Annotated in this window: 19 protein-coding genes; 10 read left to right on the top strand and 9 right to left on the bottom strand. The window is 73.9% G+C overall.

The window, feature by feature from the left end; translation table 11 throughout:
• Nucleotides 1-296: 296 nt before the first annotated feature.
• Nucleotides 297-1,673 carry an NAD(P)/FAD-dependent oxidoreductase gene (locus ABZ862_RS31660; RefSeq protein WP_360965629.1) on the top strand — a complete coding sequence of 459 codons (1,377 nt, stop codon included), beginning with the start codon at nt 297-299 and terminating at the stop codon, nt 1,671-1,673.
• 147 nt (nt 1,674-1,820) lie between these two features.
• On the top strand, nt 1,821-4,064 hold the full coding sequence (locus ABZ862_RS31655) for an FUSC family protein (RefSeq protein WP_360965670.1): 2,244 nt from the start codon (nt 1,821-1,823) through the stop codon (nt 4,062-4,064).
• A 54-nt stretch (nt 4,065-4,118) separates the two neighbouring features.
• Here ABZ862_RS31655 and ABZ862_RS31650 read toward each other — a convergent pair whose 3' ends face one another.
• The 4 genes from ABZ862_RS31650 to ABZ862_RS31635 form a co-directional block, all read right to left on the bottom strand.
• Entirely contained in the window at nt 4,119-4,559 is a 441-nt protein-coding gene (locus ABZ862_RS31650; RefSeq protein ID WP_360965626.1) for a hypothetical protein, read from the bottom strand.
• Between the two features lie 89 nt (nt 4,560-4,648).
• Complete coding sequence (locus tag ABZ862_RS31645) at nt 4,649-5,479, bottom strand: DUF1206 domain-containing protein (RefSeq protein WP_360965623.1); 831 nt, start codon at nt 5,477-5,479, stop codon at nt 4,649-4,651.
• A 158-nt stretch (nt 5,480-5,637) separates the two neighbouring features.
• Nucleotides 5,638-6,699, bottom strand: coding sequence for an ANTAR domain-containing protein (locus ABZ862_RS31640; protein ID WP_360965621.1), 1,062 nt, complete (start codon nt 6,697-6,699; stop codon nt 5,638-5,640).
• 10 nt (nt 6,700-6,709) lie between these two features.
• Complete coding sequence (locus ABZ862_RS31635) at nt 6,710-6,925, bottom strand: DUF5133 domain-containing protein (RefSeq protein WP_360965667.1); 216 nt, start codon at nt 6,923-6,925, stop codon at nt 6,710-6,712.
• A 407-nt stretch (nt 6,926-7,332) separates the two neighbouring features.
• On the opposite strand from ABZ862_RS31635, the gene ABZ862_RS31630 reads away from it, so the two are divergent.
• The gene (locus tag ABZ862_RS31630) at nt 7,333-7,788 is read left to right on the top strand and encodes a cyclic nucleotide-binding domain-containing protein (protein WP_360965618.1); all 456 of its coding nucleotides are present in this window, start codon (nt 7,333-7,335) and stop codon (nt 7,786-7,788) included.
• 44 nt (nt 7,789-7,832) lie between these two features.
• Here ABZ862_RS31630 and ABZ862_RS31625 read toward each other — a convergent pair whose 3' ends face one another.
• Nucleotides 7,833-9,176 (bottom strand): MFS transporter, encoded by a 1,344-nt coding sequence (locus tag ABZ862_RS31625; protein WP_360965616.1) that lies wholly within the window; start codon nt 9,174-9,176, stop codon nt 7,833-7,835.
• A 213-nt stretch (nt 9,177-9,389) separates the two neighbouring features.
• Here ABZ862_RS31625 and ABZ862_RS31620 point away from each other — a divergent pair, with 213 nt between their 5' ends.
• Nucleotides 9,390-9,638 carry a WhiB family transcriptional regulator gene (locus tag ABZ862_RS31620; RefSeq protein WP_360965613.1) on the top strand — a complete coding sequence of 83 codons (249 nt, stop codon included), beginning with the start codon at nt 9,390-9,392 and terminating at the stop codon, nt 9,636-9,638.
• Between the two features lie 51 nt (nt 9,639-9,689).
• Here ABZ862_RS31620 and ABZ862_RS31615 read toward each other — a convergent pair whose 3' ends face one another.
• Complete coding sequence (locus ABZ862_RS31615; protein WP_360965610.1) at nt 9,690-11,096, bottom strand: M1 family metallopeptidase; 1,407 nt, start codon at nt 11,094-11,096, stop codon at nt 9,690-9,692.
• A 185-nt stretch (nt 11,097-11,281) separates the two neighbouring features.
• Here ABZ862_RS31615 and ABZ862_RS31610 point away from each other — a divergent pair, with 185 nt between their 5' ends.
• Nucleotides 11,282-11,632, top strand: coding sequence for a DUF488 family protein (locus ABZ862_RS31610; RefSeq protein ID WP_360965608.1), 351 nt, complete (start codon nt 11,282-11,284; stop codon nt 11,630-11,632).
• A gap of 185 nt (nt 11,633-11,817) precedes the next feature.
• Here the strand turns inward: ABZ862_RS31610 and ABZ862_RS31605 are convergent, their stop codons facing one another.
• On the bottom strand, nt 11,818-13,491 hold the full coding sequence (locus ABZ862_RS31605; RefSeq protein WP_360965605.1) for an FAD-binding dehydrogenase: 1,674 nt from the start codon (nt 13,489-13,491) through the stop codon (nt 11,818-11,820).
• Between the two features lie 74 nt (nt 13,492-13,565).
• A complete protein-coding gene (locus tag ABZ862_RS31600) occupies nt 13,566-14,255 on the bottom strand; it encodes a TetR/AcrR family transcriptional regulator (protein ID WP_360965602.1) in 690 nt (229 codons plus the stop codon).
• Nucleotides 14,256-14,450: 195 nt separating this feature from the next.
• Here ABZ862_RS31600 and ABZ862_RS31595 point away from each other — a divergent pair, with 195 nt between their 5' ends.
• Nucleotides 14,451-15,197, top strand: coding sequence for an MBL fold metallo-hydrolase (locus ABZ862_RS31595; protein WP_360965600.1), 747 nt, complete (start codon nt 14,451-14,453; stop codon nt 15,195-15,197).
• Between the two features lie 51 nt (nt 15,198-15,248).
• Nucleotides 15,249-16,502 carry a DUF4032 domain-containing protein gene (locus tag ABZ862_RS31590; RefSeq protein ID WP_360965597.1) on the top strand — a complete coding sequence of 418 codons (1,254 nt, stop codon included), beginning with the start codon at nt 15,249-15,251 and terminating at the stop codon, nt 16,500-16,502.
• Nucleotides 16,503-16,520: 18 nt separating this feature from the next.
• Here ABZ862_RS31590 and ABZ862_RS31585 read toward each other — a convergent pair whose 3' ends face one another.
• The gene (locus tag ABZ862_RS31585) at nt 16,521-17,396 is read right to left on the bottom strand and encodes a universal stress protein (RefSeq protein ID WP_360965595.1); all 876 of its coding nucleotides are present in this window, start codon (nt 17,394-17,396) and stop codon (nt 16,521-16,523) included.
• Nucleotides 17,397-17,736: 340 nt separating this feature from the next.
• Here ABZ862_RS31585 and ABZ862_RS31580 point away from each other — a divergent pair, with 340 nt between their 5' ends.
• Genes ABZ862_RS31580 through ABZ862_RS31570 form a run of 3 tightly spaced genes read left to right on the top strand, consistent with a single transcriptional unit; the run spans nt 17,737 to nt 21,253 of the window.
• Nucleotides 17,737-19,413, top strand: a complete 1,677-nt coding sequence (locus ABZ862_RS31580) for an FAD-dependent oxidoreductase (RefSeq protein WP_360965593.1) — start codon at nt 17,737-17,739, stop codon at nt 19,411-19,413.
• Nucleotides 19,410-20,876, top strand: a complete 1,467-nt coding sequence (locus ABZ862_RS31575; protein ID WP_360965590.1) for an ATP-binding protein — start codon at nt 19,410-19,412, stop codon at nt 20,874-20,876. The genes ABZ862_RS31580 and ABZ862_RS31575 overlap by 4 nt, the downstream gene beginning before the upstream one ends.
• Nucleotides 20,873-21,253, top strand: a complete 381-nt coding sequence (locus ABZ862_RS31570; protein WP_360965587.1) for a UBP-type zinc finger domain-containing protein — start codon at nt 20,873-20,875, stop codon at nt 21,251-21,253. Before ABZ862_RS31575 ends, ABZ862_RS31570 begins: the two co-directional genes overlap by 4 nt.
• The last annotated feature ends 184 nt before the right edge of the window (nt 21,254-21,437 follow it).

Raw genomic sequence — 21,437 nt, 5'->3', positions numbered from 1 at the left:
TCCGGTCCGCCCGGAGCGCCCCGTCCGCCCGGGGCATCCGGCCTGCCCCGAAGCATCCGGTCCACCCGAGGAGTCCCGTCTGCCCGGAGCGTCCGGCCCGCCGGGGGCCGTCCCGTCTGCCCGGGCCGTTCCGGCCGGCAGGGGGCATCCTGGGCTCAGGCGTGCGTCCGCCCGGCCCTCCCGACCCTCCCGGCTGGCGCGACGGAGCGCGGCACGGTGGGATCGAAGAGGTGCGAGCGGGCGATCGCGGGGCATGCGAACGGCGTCGGACCAGACCGCCCGGAGCCGCAGGAAGGATGGACACCGTGACACGACCGAGGATCCTGGTGGTCGGCGCGGGCTTCGCGGGAGTCGAGTGCGTGCGCCGGCTGGAACGCAGACTCACCCCGGACGAAGCCGACGTCACCCTGGTGACACCCGTCGCCTATCAGCTCTATCTGCCGTTGCTGCCCCAGGTCGCCTCCGGTGTCCTGACCCCGCAGTCGATCGCCGTGTCGCTGCGCCGCAGCAGGCGCTACCGGACCCGGATCCTGCCGGGCGGCGCCATCGGCGTGGACCTGAAGTCGAAGGTCTGTGTGATCCGTACGATCACCGACGAGGTGGTGAACGAGCGCTACGACTACCTCGTGCTGGCCCCGGGCAGCGTGACCCGCACCTTCGACATCCCGGGTCTGACCGAGCACGCCTTCGGCCTGAAGACGCTCGCCGAGGCCGCGTACATCCGCGACCACGTGATCTCCCAGCTCGACCTGGCCGACGCCAGCGACGACCCGGCCGAGCGTGCCGCGCGTCTGCAGTTCGTGGTGGTCGGCGCCGGGTACGCGGGCACCGAGACGGCCGCGTGCCTGCAGAAACTGACGCATGCGGCGGTCAGGCGTTATCCGCGGCTCGACCCGGCGCTCATCAAGTGGCATCTGATCGACATCGCGCCCAAGCTGATGCCCGAGCTGGGCGAGAAGCTGGGCCGCAGCGCGTCGCAGATCCTGCGGCGGCGCGGTGTGGACATCTCGCTCGGGGTCTCCGTCGCCAAGGCCGGGCGGGAGGAGGTCACCTTCACGGACGGCCGGGTGATCCCCACCCACACCCTGATCTGGACGGCCGGAGTGGCGGCGAGCCCGCTGGTCGCGACGCTCGGCGCGGAGACGGTGCGCGGCCGGCTCGCGGTGGACGCCGAGATGCGGCTGCCGGGCCACGACGGCGTGTTCGCGCTCGGCGACGCGGCCGCCGTGCCCGACGAGTCCAAGGACGAGCCGGGCGTGATCTGCCCGCCCACCGCGCAGCACGCCATGCGGCAGGGCCGCAGGGCCGCCGACAACGTCATCGCGACCCTGCGCGGCGAGCCCCTGCGCGGCTACTTCCACGCCGACCTGGGTCTGGTCGTCGACCTCGGCGGCCACGACGCCGTGGCCAAACCGCTCGGCGTCGAACTGCACGGCCTGCCCGCCCAGTTCGCGGCCCGCGGCTACCACTGGGCGGCGATGCGCACCAACGTCGCCAAGATCCGCGTCGCGACGAACTGGACGCTCAACGCGATCGCCGGGGACGACTTCGTCCGCACCGGCTTCCAGGCCCGCAAGTCGGCCCGGCTCAGGGACTTCGAGTTCACCGACGCGTACATGTCCCCCGAACAGGTACGGGAGCACCTGGCCGCCACCGAGCAGGGGAATCCCTAGCCGGCGGGCCGGAGGCCGGTCCGCACGGACCCGGCGCTCCGGGACCGGGGCGGGGCGTGCCATGCTGGCGGGGATCATGACGGACGGCGGGAGAGAGTACGGCGAGTGGGAGAAGCGGCGGCGGCACGACGGCCCGTCCGGGCGGATCTGCCGGACCGGATCGCGGCGTCCGACCCGGGTCTGCTGCGGCTCGCGGCGGGACTGCGCACGGTGTCCGCCATCGCGCTCGCCCTGCTGGTGCTCAGTCTCGCCGGGGCCGACGTACCGCATCTGGTGGCCGGGGCGATGGCCGCCATGGTGGCCACCTTCGCGATCCGGGAGAAGGAACGGTCCCGGCAGGCCGTCACGCTGGCCCTGGGTCTGCCGGTGGCACTGGCGTCGGTCACCCTCGGCGCGCTGCTGCGTCCGCATGTGCTCGCCGGTGACGTCTTCTTCGTCGCGCTGATCTTCGGCGCGGTCTACGGCCGCCGGTTCGGCGACCGGGGCACCGCGCTGGGTCTGATCGGCTTCCAGGTGTACTTCCTGTCGCTGTTCGTCGGCGCGAGCGTGTCCGCGCTGCCCCGGCTGTACGGGGCGATCGCGGTCGCGTTCGCGTGCAGCGCGGTGGCGCGGTTCGTGCTCGTCCCCCAGTCGCCCACGGCCACGCTCGGCCGGCTGCGCCGCGCCTTCCGGGCCCGGTTCGCCCAGTTGCTGGCCGCCCAGTCGGCGCTTCTCGACGCGGGGCCGGAGGACGCCAGGAGCGCGGAGAAGGCTCTGGCGGACGTGCAGACCAGGACCGCACGGCTGCACGAGAGCGCGCTGATGATCCAGGGACGTCTGGAGGACGGTACGTCGGACGAGGCGGTGGCCCGGCTGGTGCAGCGCCGGGTGGCGGACGCGGAGATCGCGGCGGAGCGTCTGGGTCTCCTGCTGCTGAGGTCCCGCAGCGCGGAACGCACCGACACGCTCACCCTGCATCTGCCGGGCGCCGCGGTGCCCGTCGGGGGCGCGCTGCCGTCCGCCGGGGAGGCGGGCGGGACCGTGGAGGCCGTCGCCGTGCTGCGCCGGGACCTGGCCGCGCTGCGGCTGCTGGTGCTGCGGCCGGTGTCCGCGGAGCTGGGCACGGGCCTCGCCCGGGTGCGCAACCGGCTGCTCGGCTACCGCGACGACGAGAACCTGCCCGACGCCCCGCCCGCCGTGCAGGACGTCTTCCGCGGCGTCGGCGAGACCGCGCGCGCCGTCCTCGGCCTGCGGATCGCCCTGGACGGCCCGCAGGACGAGTCCGACGACACGCCGGCGACGGCGCGTTCCCGCGAGGAGCTCGACGCGGAGGACGCCGCCATCGCGGGCGCGCCGGAGAGCGAGCCGGAGGAATCCGGGCCGCGCGGGCTCGAGCGCCCCACCACACGGGCCGCCGTGCAGGTGGCCGCGGGTTCGGCGCTCGCCATCGCGGGCGGTGAGCTGCTGTCCTCGCAGCGCTGGTACTGGGCGGTGCTGACCTGCTGGATCGTCTTCATCAACACCTCGTCCACCGGGGAGATCCTGGTCAAGGGCTACCGGCGGCTGCTGGGGACCGTGCTAGGGGTGGTGGCGGGCCTCGGGCTGGCCGGGCTGGTCGGCCATCACACGGTGACGGCGTTCGCGCTGATGCTGGTGTTCGTGTTCGCGATGTTCTACACGGCGCCGCTGTCGTACACGCTGATGTCGTTCTTCGTCACGGCGGCGCTCGGTCTGCTCTACACGCTCCTCAACACCTACAGCATGTCCGTGCTGGTGCTGCGGATCGAGGAGACGGCGCTGGGCGCGGCCTGCGGGGTGCTCGCGGCGGCGGTGATCCTTCCGGTGCGCACCGACCGCCGTACCGACGAGCTGCTCGCCGAGGTCCTCGCCCGGCTCGCCGACGTCACGGACGCGGCGCTCGACCAGCTGAGCGGGGGCCCGCACCGGGACCTGCTGGACCTCGCCCGTGAGCTGGACCAGGCGCTGGCCGAGCTGCGGGCCTCCACCCAGCCCCTGACCCACCCGATCACCCCGCTGCGGGCCCGCCGCGACACCGCGCGCTACGTCGTGGCGCTCCTGGACACCTGCGCCTACCACGCCCGCTCGCTGGCCGCGACCGCCGAGCTGCTGCCCGGCAGCACCTCCGTCGCCGCCGACCCCCGGCTCGGTGAGGCGGGCCGCCGTATCCGCGGGAACATCGCGGCGGTCACGGCCCAGGTCACGGACGGACGCACCCCGGCGGTGGTGGAGACCGGCCCGAGCATCGCGTCGCTGCTGGGCGCGGGTTCGTACCGCTCCCCGCGCTACGGCAGGGTCACCGACCGCGTCCTGCGGCATCTCCAGCGCCTGGACGAGGCGGTGACCGGCCTGGCGCGTCCGCTGGGCGCGACGGTGCGGACGCGGGAGGGGTGAGGGGCGCGGGGCGCCGATCCGGGCGGGGACCGGACGTCCGTCCCCCGCCCGGGTTCAGAAGTCCGTCGGCATGCCGCTCGCCGCGGCTATGCCCCGCAGCTCGGCGTCGTCCCGGTGCCGGCGGCGCAGGCACTCGGCGATCGCGTCGCGCCGTTCCGGGTCGTGTGCGCTGGTCACGTCGGTGACGACCCGGACCAGGCCGGTCTCCTCGGTGTGGATCTCGATGACCTCGTTGTCGCGGCGCCCGGTGATCGCGGTGGCGACGACCAGGGCGGCGGCGTCCCGGACCTCCTGGGGGACACCGTCGGAGCGCTCGTCGTCGTCCAGTCCGAACCCGGCGTCGTCGAAGCGCTGCTCCCACACGGCCCGCAGCGCCGGACCGAGGAGCTCGAGCAGCAGCGCGTAGTCGTCCGGGTCCATCCGCAGCCGCAGCTGGTCGAGGTGGGCCCGCACTTCATCGTCGTTCGGAGGCATGCTCATCTCGTGGTCGCTCATCCCGGTCGCGTTCCCCGATCGGCGCGTCGTGCACCTGTGACCGCGAACGGCTTCGCCGGTTCGGCCCGGCGATTCCCCCGCCGGCGGTCTCACACCCGGCGCCAGCGGGACAGGGCGAAGGAGAACAGCCCGAACAGCATCAGGCCGGCCGCGACGCAGCCCAGTGCCCAGGGCCCCATCGGCAGGGCGGCGAAGGAGCGGAGCGTGTCGTCGAGGCCCTTCGCCTTGCCGGGCTCGTAGTCGACCGCCGCGCGGACCGCGAAGCAGCCCACGGCGGCGAAGACCAGTCCGCGTGCGACGCCGCCCCCGACGCCCGTCACGTCGACCAGGCGGCGCACCCGGCGGGACATCTCGCCGAGGCGCAGGTCGTCGTGGTGGTCCCGGCGCACGGCACGGACGCCGATCCAGACACCGGCGATCACGACACCGATCCCGGCCGCGCCCACGAGCCACTGACCGGCGGGCAGGCCCAGGGCACGCGCGGTGACGTCGCGCGACTGCTGGTCGCTCGACCGGTTCCCGCCGCCCGAACCGGCGGCGAACGCCAGCACGGAGTACGTGGCGAAGACGTAGACCACGCACCGGGCCAGGGCCAGGAGCCGTTTGCCCGCCTTCCCGCCGTCGGGGCCCGCGGAACCGAAGAACGCCTCGGACAGCCGCCACAGGGCCATACCGGCCAGTCCGGCGCCGAGGGCCCAGAGCAGCACCGCTCCGAACGGGTGGTGCGCGATCTCCTGGACCGCGCCGCTGCGGTCGGCCTGCTTGCTGTGGTCGCCCAGGGCGATGCGCAGGGCGAGCAGCCCGACCAGCAGATAGATCACGCCCCGGGCGGCGAGCCCGGCCCGTGCCGCCCCCTCGGTCACCGGTCCCCGGGCGGCCTCCCGGGCCCGCTGCCGGCCCTCCCCGACCGTCGTACTCATGTCCATTCCGACCTCCTGCGCCTCCGGATGCCCCGTGGCCCCGGAGCCATGCCCTGCCCGGGGCCCGCGGCGGCCGGCCGGCGCGCGGCACCGCGGTCCGCCGCCCGCGGGACGGGGACGCTCCGCACCCGCGCGGTGGTGCGGTCGCGGGGCCCCGGTCACCCCCGCCGGAAGCTGCGCCCCCGGCCGACCTGGCCCAGTACGTGCAGGTACTCCAGCGCGTCGCGGACCACCGTGCGGTCGTACCAGGTGAGCCAGCGGCCCGCCTCCGCGCCCAGGGCGTCCAGAGCCTCGGTCCGGGCCTTCGTCAGGGGCTTCAGACGGTGGCCGGCGTGGGCGGAGACCATGCCGACGCACAGGCCGGTCCGGACGGTCAGCGGGACGCTGTGGCAGGACCGGCTGCCCGCGGCCAGGATGGCCGCGCGGGCCGGCTCGGTGAACACCGGGTCGGACTCCACGTCCCGCACCGTCACCTGCGCGACGTCGCGTGCCGCGAGCGCGCACGACGTGCCCTCCCTCCCGACATGGCCGAAGAAGTCGACGAAGTCGGCGGTGAGGCCGGTGTGGCGCTCCATGCGCAGCCCGCCGGCGGCCCGGTCGGCGAGCTGGACGTTGCCCATCTCCGCGTCCACCACGGCCAGGGTCCGGCTCAGCACGGCAGACAGCACGGCGCTGCGATTGCCGGGCTCGGGACGGGCGAAGCCGAGGGCCGGTTCCGCGGCCCGGACGCGGCGCGGGAACCACAGTCCGCTGCCCGGCTCGGGGCCGGGGACCGTCACGAGGACGCCGGCCAGGGTCCGCAGCTTGACGTTGTAGCGCTGGGAGGCGCGCTGCAGCAGTGCGAAGGCGCTCTCCGCGTCGGGGAGGGCGTACCGCTCCCGGAGGATGCCCTGGGCCTGCGAGATCAGCGGGTACACACGGGCCCGGGCCCGCAGATCGTGCACCTCGGCACGCAGCCGCTCCAGTTCCTCCCGCGCGGCGCGGCCGTCCGCGGCCTCGGGTGCGTCCCGCGCCCCGGCGGTGTCCCGCTCGTCCGTCGGCCGGTACCGCTCCCCTGCCTGCCGGCCCGGTTCCCGGGCGTCCGGCGGGGTCCGGCCCCGGTCCGCCCCGCCGTGTCCCTCCCCCGTTCCCGCGGCCTGTCCGGCCCCGGCCTCCTGCGGCCCCCGCCGGTGTTCCGCCCTGCCGGGCGTCCCGGCGGCGGCACCGTCCGGCACGCTCATCGTCCCGCCGTCACACCGCCGCCGCCGCTGCGAGCCGCAGGCGCGCGGTCTCCAGGGCACCGGCCACGTCGCGGGTCCCGGTCGACACGCACAGCGTGTACGCGAGGTCGCGCAGTCGCGCGGCCCGCTCCGCCGTGGTGCCGCCCGGCTCGGCGCCGCCGCCCGCCTGCAGCGCCTCGTACTCGGCCACGAGCTTGCGCAGGAATTCGGGATGGGGCATCAGCATCGGCATCGGCATGTGCTTCTCCTCGGTCACTGGCGCGGTGGCGGGAGCGCCTGCACGCCCGGCCTGCTGGCGTCTGCCCGGCCCCCTGGGGGCCAAACGTTGCCGTGCGACAATATTTGACCACCTTTGACGTGAAACCGCTCACTCGGGGTGCCCACGGTTTCACACCATGACCGCAAGTGGTTTATCGTTCACGCATACGTGGTCACGGGGTCGACCGGAACCGTCCCCCGCAGGCCACGGCGTACGGCCCTGGCTGGTCTCCCCCGTCCAGCCAGGGCTTTTTCCATGCCCGGACACGTGCCCGGAGCCTCCCGACATGCCCGGCACGCCGCCAGCCGCTGAAATGGGCGTAGGGAAAACACACCACCGCACCCGGACCGACCGCCGGCGAGGAGCCCCGCCCCATGACCAAAGCGATAAAGCTGCTGACCGCCCTCCCCCAGGTGCAGCGCGAACGCCTGATGGAGCTGGCCAAGGAGGTCTCCTTCCCGGAGGACACCCGGATCTTCGAGGCCGGGGGCAACGCCGACCGCTTCTGGGTGATCCGCTCGGGCGCCGTCTCCCTCGACCAGCAGGTGACACCGATCCAGCGGGTGACCGTGGCCGGCCTCGGCGCGGGCGATCTGCTCGGCTGGTCATGGCTGTTCCCGCCGTACGAGTGGGACTTCGGCGCGGTGGCGTTCAGCCCCGTACGCGCCTACGAGTTCGACGCGACGGCGGTGCTCGCCCTGTCCGTGGAGGACCCGCTGCTCGGGCTGTCCCTGGTGCGCACGGTCGCCGAGATCCTCGCCCACCGTCTGGAGGCCACCCGCGTCAAGCTGCTGGACAGCTACGCGTCCCGCCGCCGCAGCATCCCCTGACGCCGCGGCGGTCGGCCCGGGTCCTCGGACGCGGCAGCGGCTCCTCAGACGCGGTAGCGGCGCAGCGCCGGTACCGCCGCGGCCAGGCCGAGCATGACGACGACGACCAGCAGGCCGCCGCCCGTGACGGCCGCGCGGGTGCCGAGGACCGAGCCCGCGGTGCCGTGCAGCACGTCGGCCAGGCGGGGGCCGCCCGCGACGACGACCGTGAAGACGCCCTGCATCCGGCCGCGCATCTCGTCGGTCGCCGCGGACAGCAGGATCGCGCCGCGGAAGACCATGGACACCATGTCGGCGACTCCGGCGGCGGCCAGGAACGCCACCGCGACCCACAGATTGCGGCTCAGCCCGAACGCCGCGACGGCCGCGCCCCAGCCCGTCACCGCGGCGATCACCATCCAGCCGTGCCGCCGGGCCCGTGAGAACGTGCCGGAGAACAGCCCGCCGACGACGGCACCGATCGGGACGCCCGCGAACAGCAGGCCGAGCGCGAAGCCCTCGCCGTAGGAGCCGTAGGTCTGCGCGGCCAGTTCCGGGAACAGGGCGCGGGGCATGCCGAGGACCATGGCGACGATGTCGGCGAGGAAGGACAGCAGCAGCACCTTGTGCAGGGAGATGTAGCGGAACCCGGCCGCGATCTCCCGCACTCCGGCGCGGCGGGCGGCGGTGCCCTCGGCCGGGGGCAGCGCGGGCAGCCGTACGACGGCCCACACGGTGACGCACAGGGCCACCGCGTCGACGAGATACAGCACGGGCAGTCCGGTCACCGGGATCAGGACGCCCGCCAGCATCGGGCCGACGACCAGACCGGTCTGCATGACCGTCGAGCCGAGCGCGTTGGCCGCGGGCAGCTCGTGGGCCGGGACGAGACGGGCTATGGAGGCGTTGCGGGCCGGTGAGTTGAGGCCGAAGAACGCCTGCTGGAGGGCGAGCAGCAGCATCAGGACGGCCACCGAGCCGAGCCCGGCGGCGGCCTGGACCCAGAAGAGCAGCGAGGTCACCGCGATACCGGTGTTGGTGACCAGCAGCAGCTTGCGACGGTCCACACTGTCCGCGACGGCTCCGCCCCACAGCGCGAACACCACCATCGGCACGAGGCCGGCCAGGCTGGCGTAACCGACCCAGGCGGAGGAGCCGGTGATGTCGTAGATCTGCTTCGGGACGGCCACGGCGGTGAGCTGGCTGCCCACGGCGGTGACGATGGTCGAGGACCACAGCCGCCGGTAGGCGGGGCGGCGCAGCGGGCGGGTGTCCATCGCCCAGCGGCGCCAGCCGGTCCGCGGCGCGACCTCGGCGGCAGGGGCGGGGGCGGCGGCCGGGCTCGCCGGGGGCTCCGGACGCGTCCCGTCGGCGGGGTCGTGCTGGGTACTGCTCTCGCTGGTGTCCACACTCTTCCTGGTTGCTCGTTACAACTTTCGAACCAGGGTTCACTATCGCAGCTCGGATCACGCGGGGGTCCGCCGCGTTCCGGTCAGGTGCTCCGCTCCGGCGCCCGGCCGGCCGTCGGCTCGAAATGTTCGTTCGGTCCGGGGGTCGACCGGCGCCCCGGACGCGAGTACACAGATGCAAGGGCGTGAACGACATCGAGCGCAGGTGACGTGATGAGCAACTGGCGAGAGCTGGCCGAATGCCGCTACGAGGACCCCGATCTCTTCTTCCCGATCGGCACGAGCGGCCCCGCGCTGCTGCAGACGCGGCGCGCGCGGGCGGTCTGCGGGCGCTGCCGGGTGCGGGGGCAGTGCCTCGACTTCGCCCTGACGACGGCCCAGCCGGCCGGGGTCTGGGGCGGCGCGACGGAGGACGAACGCCGGGACCTCGGCCGGGCCCGGACCCGGCGACGGCCGTCCTGACGCTCCCGGCCCCGGTCCGCACCGGCCGTGCGCACGGCCGGTGCGCCGCGGCTATGCGTGCGCGGGCCTGCCCGCGGTGTACAGCCAGGTGCGGAACAGCGCGGCCAGGTCCTTGCCGGACTCGTGCTCGGCGAGCCTCACGAAGGCGGCGGTCGTGCCGTGGCCGCCGCGGTGCGCGGTCGCCCAGGTCCGCAGGATCCGCAGGAACACCCGGTCGCCGACGGCCCTGCGCAGTTCGTGCAGGGTCATCGCGCCGCGCGCGTAGACAGGTGTGCCGAAGATGTTCGCGCCGCTGCCGGGGTCGCCGGGCGGGAACGCCCACAGGCCGTCGCTCGCGGGGCGGGCGTAGAGCGCGTCGAAGGTCTGCTGGGCGCTGTCGCCGCCGTGCTGCTCGTTGTAGAGCCATTCGGCGTAGGTGGCGAAGCCCTCGTTGAGCCAGATGTCCTTCCAGGTGGTCAGGGAGACCGAGTCGCCGAACCACTGGTGGGCGTTCTCGTGGACCAGGGTGGAGAGGTCGGGCGCGGCGTCGTAGAGGGGGCGGGTCTGGGTCTCCAGGGCGTAGCCGGCGTCGGCGTGGTCGACGATCGATCCGGCGGCGCGGAACGGGTAGGGGCCGAAGACCCGGCTCTCCCATTTCAGGACGGACGGCAGCTTCTTGAGGACCGGCGCGGCGGCGCTCGCCTCCCGCGGATCGACGGCGTTGTAGACCTGGATGCCGTCGTCCGTCGTGTACCGCTCGATCTCGAACTTCCCGATCGTGGCGGTGGCGAGGTAGGCGGCCATCGGCTCGGACTGCCGCCAGCGGTAGGTGGTGCGGCCGGCCGCGGTGTGCTTGCCGAGGTAGACGCCGTTGGCGACGGCGGCGCGGTCGGCGGGGACGGTGAGGGCGAAGTCGTACGAGGACTTGTCCAGGGGATGGTTATTGGCCGGGAACCAGGTCATGGCGCCCTGCGGCTCCCCGGCGACGAACGCTCCGTCGTCGGTGCGGATCCAGCCGTCGGGCGAGCCGTCCGGGTCGGTGACCTGCTTCGGGGTGCCGTGGTAGGTGACGGCGACGCGGAAGTCCCGGCCCTGCGCGAGGGCCCGGCGCGGGGTGACGATCAGTTCCTGTCCCTCGCGGCGGTAGGCGGCGGCCGCGCGGTCGACGGTGAGGGCGGTGATCGTCAGGCCCTTGAGGTCCAGGTCGAAGCGGCTGAGGTTCCGGGTGGCGCGGGCGGTGAGGACGGCCTGCCCGTCGAGCCGGTGCGAGGCGGGATCGTAACGGAGGGTCAGGCCGTAGTGGCGGACGTGGTAGCCGCCGTTGCCGGCCAGCGGGAAGTACGGGTCCCCCACCCCGGCGCCGCCCGTCGTCGTACCGGCGGAGGCGGGTCCGGCGGCCAGCAGCAGTGCCGCCACCGTGACGGGGACGGTGGCGAGGGTGACGGTGCGTCTGGCGGCAGACGTGCGGGGCGACTTCACATGCGCTCCTTGACTCGGGGGCCGGATCGATCACACGTCCCACAGATTAGGCCGCCGAGTCGCGCGACATCGTTCTCCTTCAGGTCATGTCACGCCGCGTCGGCGATCGCGGGCGGCGGTACGCGGGCGTCGGCGCAGTACGGTCCAGGGACAGCCGCGTCCGCTCTCCCGCAGGAGGCCCGATCGTGTCCGTCCGTGTGCGCCGTGTCTACGAACCGCCCGAGCCGGAGGACGGGGTGCGTGTCCTCGTCGACCGGCTGTGGCCACGCGGTCTCGCCAAGGACGCGGCCCGGGTGGACGAGTGGCCGAAGGGTCTCACGCCGTCGGCCGAGCTGCGCCGCTGGTACCACGCGGGCGAGGGCCCGTACGAGGAGTTCGCGCGCCGCTACGAGGCGGAGCTCGCCGCGCCCGAGGCCGCGGAACTCCTGGCCCGGGTGCGGGAGATGGCGCAGACCGGGCCGGTGACCCTGCTGACCGCCGCCAAGAAGCCCGGCGAGAGCCACACGGCGGTGCTGGCCCGTCTCCTGGCGGACTGAGCGGGCGGAGCGGATGGAGCGGACTACGGTCGGCCGAGTCCGCCCCGGCGGTCTCCGAGGCCGCCGAGGCCGGTGAGGCCGGTGAGGCCGGTGAGGCCGGTGAGGCCGGTGAGGCCGGTGAGGCCGGTGAGGCCGCCGAGGCCGGTGAAGCCGCCGGGAGACGGGCCGTCGGGCGCGGTGGCCGCTCAGGCCGTCTGCCGCGCCGCCGCCCGTCCGGCGGCGCGGCCGGAGAAGAGGCAGCCGCCGAGGAAGGTCCCCTCGAGCGCGTTGTACCCGTGGACCCCGCCGCCGCCGAACCCGGCGACCTCACCCGCGGCGTACAGGCCCTCGACGGGCGCGCCGTCCGCGCCCAGGGCCCGCGAGTCGAGGTCGGTCTGGATGCCGCCGAGGGTCTTGCGGGTGAGGACGTGCAGCTTCACGCCGATCAGCGGACCGGCCTCCGGGTCGAGGATGCGGTGCGGGGTGGCGACCCGGCCGAGGCGGTCGCCGATGTAGCGGCGGGCGTTGCGGATGCCCTGAACCTGGGAGTCCTTGCTGTACGGGTTGGTGATCTGGAGGTCGCGCGCCTCGATCTGCCGGCGCAGTCCCGCGGCGTCGAGCAGCGGTTCGTCCGTCGTCGCGTTCATCTTCTCGACGAGGCGCTCCAGGGTGTCCGCGATCACGAAGTCGGCCCCGTGGCGCAGGAACGCCCGCACGGGTCCGGGGGCGCCCCTGCCGAGCAGCCGGTCGCGCAGCACGGCACGCCTGTCCTTGGCGGTGATGTCCGGGTTCTGCTCGGAGCCCGAGAGCGCGAACTCCTTCTCGACGATCTTCCGGGTGAGGACGAACCAGGAGTGGTCGTGGGCCGCGATGTCGTCGGTGGTGCGCAGATGGCGGAGGGTGCCGAGGGTGTCGTAGCCGGGCAGGCAGGGGTCGGGGAGGCGGCGGCCGAGGGCGTCGAACCACATCGAGGAGGGGCCCGGCAGGATGCGGATGCCGTGGCCCGGCCAGATCGGGTCCCAGTTCCGGAGGCCCTCGGTGTAGTGCCACATACGGTCGCGGTTGACGAGGCGGGCACCGGCCGCGGCGCTGATGCCGAGCATCCGCCCGTCCACGTAGGCCGGGACGCCGGTGACCATCTCGGCGGGCGGGGTGCCGAGCCGCTCGGGCCAGTGCCGGCGCACCAGGTCGTGGTTCGCGCCGATGCCGCCGCTGGTGACGATCACCGCCTGGGCGGTGAGCTCGAACCCGCCCACCGCCTCCCGGCCGGAGGCCACGCCGCGCGGCGTGTCGTCGGGGGCGAGGACCGTGCCGCGTACGCCGGTGGCGGCCCCGCCCTCGACGACCAGTTCGTCGACGCGGTGGCGGTGGTGGAAGGTGAGCAGCCCCTCACGGGCGGCCTGCCGGGCATGGTCGACGAAGGGTTCGACGACACCGGTGCCGGTGCCCCAGGCGATGTGGAAGCGGGGTACGGAGTTGCCGTGCCCGTCGGCGCGCAGGTCGCCGCGCTCGGCCCAGCCGACGGTGGGCAGCAGCGTGATCCCGTGCCCGGCGAGCCAGGAGCGCTTCTCCCCCGCCGCGAACTCGACGTAGGCGCGCGCCCAGCGCACCGCCCAGGAGTCCTCGTCGGCGAGCCGGTCGAACTGCGCGCTGCCCTGCCAGTCGGTCCAGGCCAGGTCGAAGGAGTCCTTGATGCCGAGGCGGCGCTGTTCCGGGGAGTCGACGAGGAACAGCCCGCCGAAGGACCAGTACGCCTGGCCGCCGAGGTCGGCGGCGTTCTCCTGCTCGACCAGGGCGACGCGCCTGCCCCGGCTGGTGAGTTCGTGTGCCGCGACCAGGCCCGCGAGGCCCGCTCCGACGACGATGACGTCCGCGTCCATGGCGTCCGTGTCCTTCCTCGATGCTGATCGGTGTCGGTGCCTGGATCAGGCCGGTGCCGGGGCCGGTGCCGGCGTCAGGCGGGCCGGTCGGTGGGGGCGGGGCCGCCGTCGGTGAGCAGGGCGGTCAGCAGCCGTCCGAGCCAGGCGCGGGCGGCACCGGTGTCCTGGTCGAGCAGCAGTTGCACGGTGACCCCGTCGTAGGCGGCGACCACCGCGGCGGCGGCCTCCTCGGTGCCGCCGAACGCGGCGGGCAGCGCGGTGTGCCCCTGGGCCCGGGCCAGCCGTCCGGCGATCGCCGAGCGCAGCCGTGCCCGGTGTTCCAGCAGGGTGCGGGCGACGGCCGGGTGGCGGGCGGCGTGCACCAGGAAGTCCGTCTTGACCAGGAGCCAGTCCCGGTCGAGCAGCAGCACCTCGGTGACCCGGTCCACCGCGGCCGGTACGTCGAGGCCGGGGCCGTCGAGGGCCAGGGCGCCGGCGACCTGGTCGGCGATGACGTCGGCGCGCTGCCGGTAGAGGGCGAAGAACAGCTCGTCGAGGGTGGCGAAGTTGGAGTAGAAGGCGCCCCGGCTGTAGCCGGCCGCCTCGCAGACCTCCTCGATGGAGACCCGGCCGTACCCCTTGGCGGCGAACACCGCGAACGCGGCGTCGAGCAGCCTGGCCCGGGTACGGCCCCGGCGCCCGGTCACCCGCCCGGCCCCGTCCCCCGTCCCCGTTCCGGCTCCCGTCCCGGCCCCGGCCTCGCGGCCGGTGATGCCCGGTGCCATGTCCGGTCCCTCCGTCCCCCTCGGCCGCCGTCGGATACGGGAATGTATCCGATACACGCATGTATCGAAAGACTCCCGCGCCGCCCCTCACGACGTCCGCCCGGGAACCTCATGGACGCGTGTCCCGGTCAACGGGACGGGACGCACGTCTGATTGGCTGTCCCCCGTCGGACCACTTCGCCGTGCGGGGAGATCATGCGGGCAGATGTACACCAAGTCGCCGACGGCACCTACCTGGTGCACGGCAGCCACACCAACTGGGTCATCCTGAAGGACGGGGACGCCCTCACCCTCGTCGACACCGGGTACCCGGGCGACCGCGAGCAGGTCCTCGCCTCGCTGACCGAGGTCGGCGGATCACCCGAGTCGCTCGCGGCGGTTCTGCTCACCCACGCCCACAACGACCACCTCGGCTCGGCGGAGCGTCTCCGTGCCGCGTACGGCACGCCCGTCTATCTGCACGCCGCCGAAGTCCCGCACGCCCGGAGGGAGTTCCTCCAGCAGGTGAGCGTCGGGGAGGTGCTGCGGAACGCCTGGCGGCCGGGTGTGCTGTCCTGGACGGTGCACGTCCTGCGGGTCGGCGGCACCGAACAGCACCCGGTGGCCTCCCCCGAGGCGTTCCCCGCCGAGGGCCCGCTCGACCTGCCGGGCGCCCCCGTCCCCGTGCACACCCCGGGCCACACGGACGGCCACGCGGTCTTCCATCTGCCGAAGGCCGGCATCGTGATCTCCGGCGACGCGCTGGTCAGCGGACACGCCACCTCACGCATCGCGGGACCGCAGCTGCTGCCCGGCATGTTCCACCACGAACAGGCCCGCGCCCTGGCCTCGTTGGACATCATCGAGGGCCTCGACGCGGACGTCCTGCTGCCCGGCCACGGACAGGTCCACCGCGGTCCCGTCGCCGCGGCGGCCCGGCAGGCCCGTGAACGGGCGGTGTAGCGACGGGCAGGGCGTCCCTCCCGGGGCACCGCGGGATCTACGCTTCGGTCCATGGCCCTGCAGATCAGCGCGACGAACCCCGAGCACCCGGCACTCCTGCTCGAACTGCCGTGGGACGTGCCGCTGGAGCAATGGCCCGGGGAGCACCTCGTGCCGCTGCCCCGCGGCATCTCCCGGCACGTCGTGCGCTACGCCCGCGCCGGCGACGAGGTGATCGCCGTCAAGGAGCTCGCCGAGCGGCCCGCGGTGCGCGAGTACGGGCTGCTGCGGGACCTGGACCGGCTCGGCATCCCCGCGGTGGACGCCCTGGCCGTGGTGACCGGGCGTACCGGCACCGCCGGTGAGCCGCTGGAGCCGGTGCTGGTCACCCGGCATCTGGGCGGCTCGATGCCGTACCGCTCGATGTTCGAGACGACGATGCGCCCGGCGACCATGCACCGGCTGATGGACGCCCTGGCCGTGCTGCTGGTGCGGCTGCATCTCGCGGGGTTCGCCTGGGGCGACTGCTCGCTGTCCAACACCCTGTTCCGGCGCGACGCGGGAGCCTTCGCCGCCTATCTCGTGGACGCCGAGACCGGGGACCTGCATCCCCGGCTGAGCGACGGACAGCGGGAGTACGACCTCGATCTCGCCCGCGTCAACATCAGCGGTGAGCTGCTCGACCTGGAGGCCTCCGGCGCGCTGCACCCGTCCGTGGACGCCGTCGGGTTCGGCATGGAGATCTGCGCCCGCTACCGCGGACTCTGGCAGGAACTGACCCGCGTCTCCGTGTATCCGGCGGGCAAGTACCACTACATAGAACGCCGGATACGCCGCCTCAACGACCTCGGCTTCGACGTGGCCGAGATGCAGATCGAGAGCTCCTCCCACGGCGACACGGTCACCTTCGTGCCGAAGGTCGTCGACGCCGGGCACCACCAGCGGCAGCTGCTGCGGCTGACCGGTCTCGACACCGAGGAGAACCAGGCGCGGCGGCTGCTGAACGACCTGGAGAGCTGGATGGCCACCCAGGACGACCACGCGGCCCGTCCGGAGGTGCTGGCGCACCGCTGGGTGCGGGACGTGTTCCGGCCCACCGTCCGTGCCGTACCACCCGAGCTGCGCGGCCCGATGGACCCGGCGGAGATCTACCACCAGCTGCTGGAGCACCGCTGGTACCTGTCGGAGCGGGCGCAGCACGACATCGGGCTCGACACGGCCGTCGCGGACTACATCGCGAACATCCTGCCCAGGGCGCGCGAGACACCCGCAGCGTCCGACGAGGGCCTGGAGCCTCCGTACCCGGGTGACGCGCGGGCCCGGTGACGCGGGCGTCCCGCCGTCTCAGTCGTGCGGGACGACCGCGACCGGGCAGTGCGCGTGGTGCAGCACGCCGTGGGCCACCGATCCGATGCGGGTGCCCACGGCGGTGCGGTGGGCACGGCGCCCGACGACGAGCAGCTGCGCCCGCGCGGCGGCGTCGAGGAGCACCTGTCCGGCACTGCCCATCTCGACGTGCTCCACCACCGGCACGTCCGGGAAGCGCTCCCGCCACGGTTCGAGCGCCTCGCTCAGCGCGTTCTTCTCGAAGGGTTCGAGCCCGCCGGTCTCGTCGAGCAGTTGCAGCGACCCGGGGCTGTAGGCGAACACCGGGGGCAGCGTCCAGGCCCGTACCGCGCGGAGGGCGGTGCGGCGGGCGGCGGCCGTCACGAACGCGAACCCGAGGACGTCCGCGCTGTCCTCCAACGTGCCCTGCTGGCCGACGACGACCTCCCGGCCCGCGGCCTCGGCGGACGCCCGGTCACCGGAGCGCACCAGCACGACGGGCCGCCGGGCCCCGGCGACGACCTGCTGGCCGACGGAACCGAGGAGGAACCCGACGACGGCCCCGTGCCCGCGCGAGCCGAGCGCCAGCAGCTCCGCGCCGGCCGCGGCGGCGACCAGTGTCTCGGCGGGGGCGCCCTCCGTCACCTCGGTGGACACCTCGAGCCCGGGATGCCGGCCGGTCACGGCCCGTACCGCGTCGGCGACGCCCTGGCGGACCCGGCCGGCCCGGGTGTCCCGGTCACCGGCCGCGCCGAGGCCCTCGCGCGGCTCGTCCTGCCAGGCGTGCACCACGCGCAGCGCGCGGTCGCGCCGGACCGCCTCGCGGGCCGCCCAGGCGAGGGCGGCGAGGCTCTCGTCCGATCCGTCGATGCCTGCCGTGATCGGGCGGCTCATGGGTCCTGCCTCCTCGGGAGAAAGTCGGTGTCCTGCCCGCGACAGTCTTCACCACGCTGCCCGGTACGACCTTGGAAGGGGAGCAAGTGATCGTCGACGTCGACGTGGGACAGGGCGAGGAGAGCTGGGCGGTCCTGGCGGATCCGGAAGGCAACGAGTTCCCTGTGCCGAGTTCCCGGAAGGACTGAGACCGCCGAGCGGACGGGGATGTCCACTCTCCGCGTAGCCGGTCCCCGGGCGCCGCCGGGGACCGGGCCATACGATGGGCGGGACCGCCGCGGCGACCGGGCTCACCCGGGGGTGCGCCGCGGCTCTGCCGACCACTCGGGGTGGAAGACGCATGACACTGGCCGCCGAGACCGCGCGGACCGTCATCATGACCGTGGACGACGACCCGGGAGTGTCCCGTGCCGTCGCCCGTGACCTGCGGCGGCGCTACGGCGAGTCGTACCGGATCGTGCGCGCGGAGTCCGGTGAGTCCGCGCTGGAGGCGCTGCGTGAGCTGAAGCTGCGCGGTGACCTGGTGGCGGTGGTCCTCGCCGACTACCGGATGCCGCGGATGAACGGCATCGAGTTCCTGGAGCAGGCCCTGGACGTGTATCCGGGGGCACGCCGCGTGCTGCTGACCGCGTACGCGGACACCGACGCGGCGATCGACGCGATCAACGTCGTCGATCTCGACCACTATCTGCTCAAGCCGTGGGACCCGCCGGAGGAGAAGCTCTATCCGGTGCTGGACGACCTGCTGGAGGCCTGGCGGCGCAGCGACCACCGGCCGGTGCCCAGCACCAAGGTGGTCGGGCACCGCTGGTCGCCGCGGTCGTCGGAGGTCCGGGAGTTCCTGGCCCGCAACCAGGTGCCCTACCGCTGGTACACCGCGGACGAGCCGGAGGGCCGGCGGCTGCTCGCCGCCGCCGGGCAGGACGGCCGGCGGCTGCCGGTGGTGATCACTCCGGACGGGGAGCCGCTGGTCGAGCCCGAGGCGCCCGATCTCGCGGCCCGGGTGGGGCTCGCGACCACACCGGCGGCGGACTTCTACGACCTCGTGGTGGTCGGCGGCGGCCCGGCGGGGCTCGGCGCGGCGGTCTACGGGGCGTCGGAGGGGCTGCGGACCGTGCTCGTGGAGCGGTCGGCGACCGGCGGGCAGGCCGGGCAGAGCTCCCGCATCGAGAACTACCTGGGCTTTCCCGACGGGGTCTCGGGCGCCCAGCTCACCGACCGGGCGCGGCGGCAGGCGACGCGGTTCGGCGCGGAGATCCTCACCGCGTGCGAGGTGACGGGCCTCGAGGCGCGCGGCGCCGCGCGCGTCGTACGGTTCGCGGACGGTTCGGCGATCGCCGCGCACGCCGTGATCCTCGCGACCGGTGTGCAGTACCGGCAGCTGACGGCGGTCGGCGCCGACGGGTTGCAGGGCCGCGGGGTGTTCTACGGCTCGGCGCTCACCGAGGCCACCTCCTGCCAGGGGCACGACGTGTACATCGTGGGCGGCGCCAACTCGGCGGGGCAGGCGGCGATGTATCTGTCCCGGCACGCCAAGTCGGTGACGCTGCTGGTGCGCGGGCCCGATCTGTCGGCATCGATGTCGTACTACCTGATCCGGCAGATCGAGGAGGCGCCGAACATCTCGGTGCGCTGCCGCACGGCTGTCGAGGCCGCGCACGGCACGGACCGCCTGGAGCAGCTGACCCTGCGTCACACGGAGAGCGGCGGGACCGAACTGGTCGACGCCCAGTGGATGTTCGTGTTCATCGGCGCGGCCCCGCTGACCGGCTGGCTGGACGGCACGGTACTGCGCGACGAGCGCGGGTTCATCCTGGCCGGGCCCGACCTCACCGCGGACGGGCGGCCGCCGGCGGGCTGGGAGCCGGACCGGGCGCCCTACCATCTGGAGACCAGCGTGCCCGGGGTGTTCGTGGCCGGTGACGCGCGGGCGGAGTCCGCCAAGCGCGTCGCGTCCGCCGTGGGCGAGGGGGCGATGGCCGTCATGCTCGTCCACCGTTATCTGGAGCAGTCGTGAGCGGCCGTCCGCTGCCGTGCAGCCCCCGGGAGATCGGCTCGCTGTTCCTGTTCGAGAAGCTCACCGCCGAGCAGCTCGGCAGGCTGTGCAGCGAGGGCCGGGTGGAGGGGTTCGACCCCGGTCCGGTGTACACGGAGGGCGATCCGGCCACCTGTTTCTACGTGATGATCGAGGGCGCCGTCGTGCTGTCGCGCCGGGTCGGCGCCGACGACGTGGAGGTCAACCGCACCTCCCAGCCGGGGGTCTACGCGGGCGCCATGCAGGCGTACCTCGGCGACCGGGTGCGGCAGGTCTACAACAACTCGATGCGGGTGACCGAACCGACACGGTTCTTCGTACTGCCCGCGGCCACCTTCGCCGCGGTGATGACCGAGTGGTTCCCGATGGCGGTGCATCTGCTGGAGGGGCTGTTCTTCGGTTCGAAGAACACGCACGCCGCGATAGGGCAGCGTGAACGGCTCCTGGCGCTGGGCTCGTTGTCGGCCGGGCTCACCCACGAGCTCAACAACCCGGCCGCGGCGGCCGTCCGGGCCACGGCGAGCCTGCGGGAACGGGTGGCGAAGATGCGGCACAAGCTCGCCGTGATCGCCGAAGGCCCCTTCTCCCCCGCGGCACTGGCACAGCTCATCGAGATCCAGGAGCGCACCGCCGAACGCGTCGCCAAGGCACCGGTGCTCAGCCCGCTGGAGGCCAGCGACCGGGAGGACGCGCTCACCGACTGGCTCGACGACCACGGTGTCGAGCAGGGCTGGCGGCTGGCACCGACCTTCGTCCAGGCCGGACTCGACATCGACTGGCTCGAGCAGGTCGCGGCGGCGGTCGGCGACGGGATCCTGCCGGGTGCCGTCGGCTGGCTCAACTACACCGTCGAGACAGAGCTGCTGATGAGCGAGATCGAGGACGCCACCGCCCGCGTCTCGCACCTCGTCGACGCCGCCAAGCAGTACTCGCAGCTCGACCGGGCCCCCTACCAGGTCGCCGATGTGCACCAACTCCTCGACAGCACGCTGCTGATGCTGTCCGGGAAGATCGGCGGCCGGATCAAGGTCGTGAAGGACTACGACCGTTCCCTCCCGAGGGTCCCCGGCTACCCGGCCGAGCTCAACCAGGTGTGGACCAACCTCGTCGACAACGCGGTCTCCGCCATCAGCGGTGCCGGCGGGGAGGGCACGCTGACCGTACGGACGGCGCGCGACCACGGGGAGCGGCTGCTGGTGGAGTTCCGCGACACCGGTCCCGGGGTGCCGCCGGAGATCCGTGACAGGATCTTCGACCCGTTCTTCACCACCAAACCGGTCGGCGAGGGCACCGGGCTCGGACTCGACATCTCCTGGCGGATCGTGGTCGACAAGCACCACGGCACCCTCCGGGTCGAGTCGGAGCCGGGCGACACCCGCTTCCAGGTCCTGCTCCCGCTCAGCACCGCCGCGCCCGCGCCCGTCCCCACCGAGGAGCCCGAATGACCGGAGACGACGCGGGCGGCAGCGGCGACGGCTTCGGCACCGGTATCGATCCGGCCGTCCCGCCGAGCGGTCCCGGCTGTGTGGAGTGCGAGGCGGCGGGCGGCTGGTGGTTCCATCTGCGGCGCTGCGCCCTGTGCGGTCACATCGGCTGCTGCGACGACTCCCCCGCCGGGCATGCCACCGCGCACCACCGGGCCACCGGGCATCCCGTGATCCGCAGCTACGAGCCGGGCGAGGAGTGGTTCTGGGACTACGACACGGAGGAGGTCCGCACCTCGGGGCCGCGGCTCGCGCCGCCGGAGTCCCATCCGGTGGACCAGCCGGTGCCGGGGCCGGCGGGGCGGGTGCCGGAGGACTGGGCGGAGTCGCTTCGCTGAGAGGGGCGGTGTCCCTCCGGGGGTGCGTCGGGGTTTCTCGCGTGGTTCCTCGCGGCCCCTGCGGGGGCTGGGGGCGCTCTTCGGCTGCGGGTGCGTGGTGGCCGGTCGCGCAGTTCCCCGCGCCCCTGGGGGGGGCTGGGGTGGTGTTTCGGCTGCGGGTGCGTCGGGGTTTCTCGCGCGGTTC

It is taken from the genome of Streptomyces sp. NPDC047000, from assembly GCF_040644295.1.
GTDB lineage: Bacteria > Actinomycetota > Actinomycetes > Streptomycetales > Streptomycetaceae > Streptomyces.
The sequence above is the reverse complement of the archived record's forward strand: the minus strand, read 5'-3'. Positions and strand labels throughout refer to the sequence as shown.